We start from the raw sequence: 2,349 nt of genomic DNA, 5'->3' as shown, positions 1-2,349 counted from the left end.
ACTTCGACGACTTCTTCTACCCCTACCCCAAGGAGGGCGAGGAGTTCGACGACGACGCCTCCTGGGAGGAGCACGGCGACGGCTTCGAGGACCGCGAGGACTGGCGGCGCGACAACGTCAACCAGCTCATCGCCGGGGTCCACGAGGGCATCGAGGCCACCAAGCCCTGGGTGAGCTTCGGGATCTCCCCGTTCGGCATCTGGCGCAACGACTCCACCGACCCCAGCGGCTCGTCCAGCTCGGGCCTGCAGTCCTACGACGCCCAGCACGCCGACACCCGCACCTGGATCCAGGAGGGCACGGTCGACTACGTCGCGCCGCAGCTGTACTGGGAGCGGGGCTTCGAGACCGCCGACTACGAGGTCCTGGCCGACTGGTGGGCCCGGGAGGTCGAGGGCACCGGCGTGGACCTGTACATCGGCCAGGCCGCCTACCGGGTGGGCGAGGACGGCTGGACCGGCGAGGACGCGCTCAGCACCCAGCTGGACTACTCCGGCGAGCTGCCCCAGGTGGACGGCGACGTCTACTTCTCCATCAAGAACCTGCGCGAGCAGGCCGCCGACGCCTACGCCGCGCTGGCCGACGAGCACTACGGCGCCCCCGCCCTGCCGCCGCTCTCCGACGCGCCCGGGGGCCGGGGGCCGCTGGTCGGCGCGGTCGGCGGCGTCACGGCCCGGGCCGCCGACGAGGGTGTCGACGTGGCGTGGGAGGCCGTGGACGGCGCCCGCTTCTACGCCGTCTACCGGCTGCCCGCCGACGCGGCCGCCGGGTCCGAGGAGGAGCGCTGCGCCGCGGTCACCGCGGACAACCTCGTGGGCCTCACCGGGCGGACCGCGCTGACCGACACCGCGCCGCTGGAGGACGGCGCCGGGTACGTGGTCACCGCGCTGGACGACTACCGCGCCCAGGGACCGGTCAGCGAGGTCGCCGACGTGCGCGGCTGAACGGACACCGGGCGCGCGGGCTCCGGCCGGGGGAGGCGTCCCCGGGCCGGAGCCCGTTCCGTTCGCCGGGGCGTGGATCCCCGGTCCCTCTCCGGGGCGCCCGGTCCGGCTTCTTCCCGGGCGCGGTCCGGTGCCGCCCGCACGTCTGTCGCAAAATCCCAAGACAAGGGAGAAAAAGTAAGCATCCGCTAGCGGAAAGCCCCTTTTGCCCCAGCAGGTGCCGGATATAGGTTGGCCCCATGCCGACCTTCCACATCAGCGAGGCCGCCGACCTCCTCGGCGTCAGCGCCGACACCGTCCGGCGCTGGGTCGACTCCGGCCGCCTGTCCGCCACCCGCGACGCCTCCGGAAGGCGTCTGATCGAGGGCGCGGACCTGGCCGGGTTCATGAGCGCGGGTGCCGGCGAGGACCCGGCCCGGCGCCTGTCCTCCGCCCGCAACCGCTTCCGCGGCCTGGTCACCGACGTCGTCCGCGACCGGGTGATGGCCAGCGTGGAGATCCAGGCCGGACCCCACCGGGTGGTCTCGCTGATGAGCCGCGAGGCCGCCGACGAGCTCGGTCTGGAGGTGGGCAGCGTCGCCACCGCGGTGGTCAAGTCCACCAACGTGGTCGTGGAGACCACCGGGGAACGCCATGCGTGAGCCCGCCACCCGCAGCCCCCGCTCCGGCGCTCCCCGGCTGGTCCGCGTCCTGGCCGCGGCCGCGCTCGTCCTGTGCGCCTGCTCCCCGGGGGAGGGGTCCGCCGACCGGCTCAACGTCTTCGCCGCGGCCTCCCTCACCGACGTCTTCACCGATCTCGCCGAGCAGTTCGAGGCCGAGCACCCCGGCACGGAGGTGGTCCTCAACTTCGCGGGCAGCGGCGACCTGGCCCTCCAGATCAACTCCGGCGCCCCCGCCGACGTCTTCGCCTCCGCCGACACCGTCACCATGGACCGGGTCGTCGAGGGCGAGGGGCTGCACCCCGACTGGGCCGCGGAGCACGGCGCACAGGGCGTCGTCTTCGCCGCCAACACCCTGCGCATCGCCGTGCCCCCGGACAACCCGGCCGGTGTCGGGGGACTGGCCGACCTCGCGGAGGAGGGCACCGCCGTCGCCTTCTGCGCCGGGGAGGCCCCCTGCGGAGCGGCCACCGCCGCGCTCCTGGACGAGGCCGGGCTGGAGATCACCCCCGACACCTACGAGGAGGACGTGCGCGCGGTCCTGACCAAGGTCGAACTCGGTGAGGTCGACGCCGGACTCGTCTACGCCACCGACGTCGTCTCCGCGGGCGACCGGGTCGAGGGCATCGCGTTCGACGAGTCCGACGAGGTGGTCAACGACTATCCCATCGGGGTCGTCTCCACCACCTCCGACGCCGTGCTCGCCGCCGCCTGGGTGGACCTGGTGCGCTCGCCCGAGGGCGGGG

At 73.7% G+C, this 2,349-nt stretch carries 3 protein-coding genes; all 3 read left to right on the top strand.

Annotation, left to right across the window (positions count from 1 at the left end):
- A partial coding sequence (locus DQW06_RS22395) for a glycoside hydrolase family 10 protein (protein ID WP_157983559.1) occupies nucleotides 1–944 on the top strand: 944 nt, incomplete at its 5' end.
- A gap of 239 nt (nucleotides 945–1,183) precedes the next feature.
- A complete protein-coding gene (locus DQW06_RS22390) occupies nucleotides 1,184–1,585 on the top strand; it encodes a molybdopterin-binding protein (protein ID WP_013153586.1) in 402 nt (133 codons plus the stop codon).
- The coding region (gene modA / locus DQW06_RS22385; protein ID WP_117199252.1) for a molybdate ABC transporter substrate-binding protein at nucleotides 1,578–2,349 on the top strand (772 nt) is incomplete at its 3' end. The genes DQW06_RS22390 and modA, both read left to right, overlap by 8 nt.

This window comes from Nocardiopsis sp. TNDT3 (assembly GCF_003427465.1).
In the GTDB taxonomy this organism is placed as follows: domain Bacteria; phylum Actinomycetota; class Actinomycetes; order Streptosporangiales; family Streptosporangiaceae; genus Nocardiopsis; species Nocardiopsis dassonvillei.
Note: the sequence above shows the minus strand (reverse complement) of the source record. Positions and strands in the feature narration are given on the sequence as shown.

What these genes read in the sequence shown, in the direction of transcription:
- DQW06_RS22390 (WP_013153586.1), top strand. Translation starts at nt 1,184, where the DNA reads ATGCCGACCTTCCACATCAGCGAGGCCGCCGACCTCCTCGGCGTCAGC.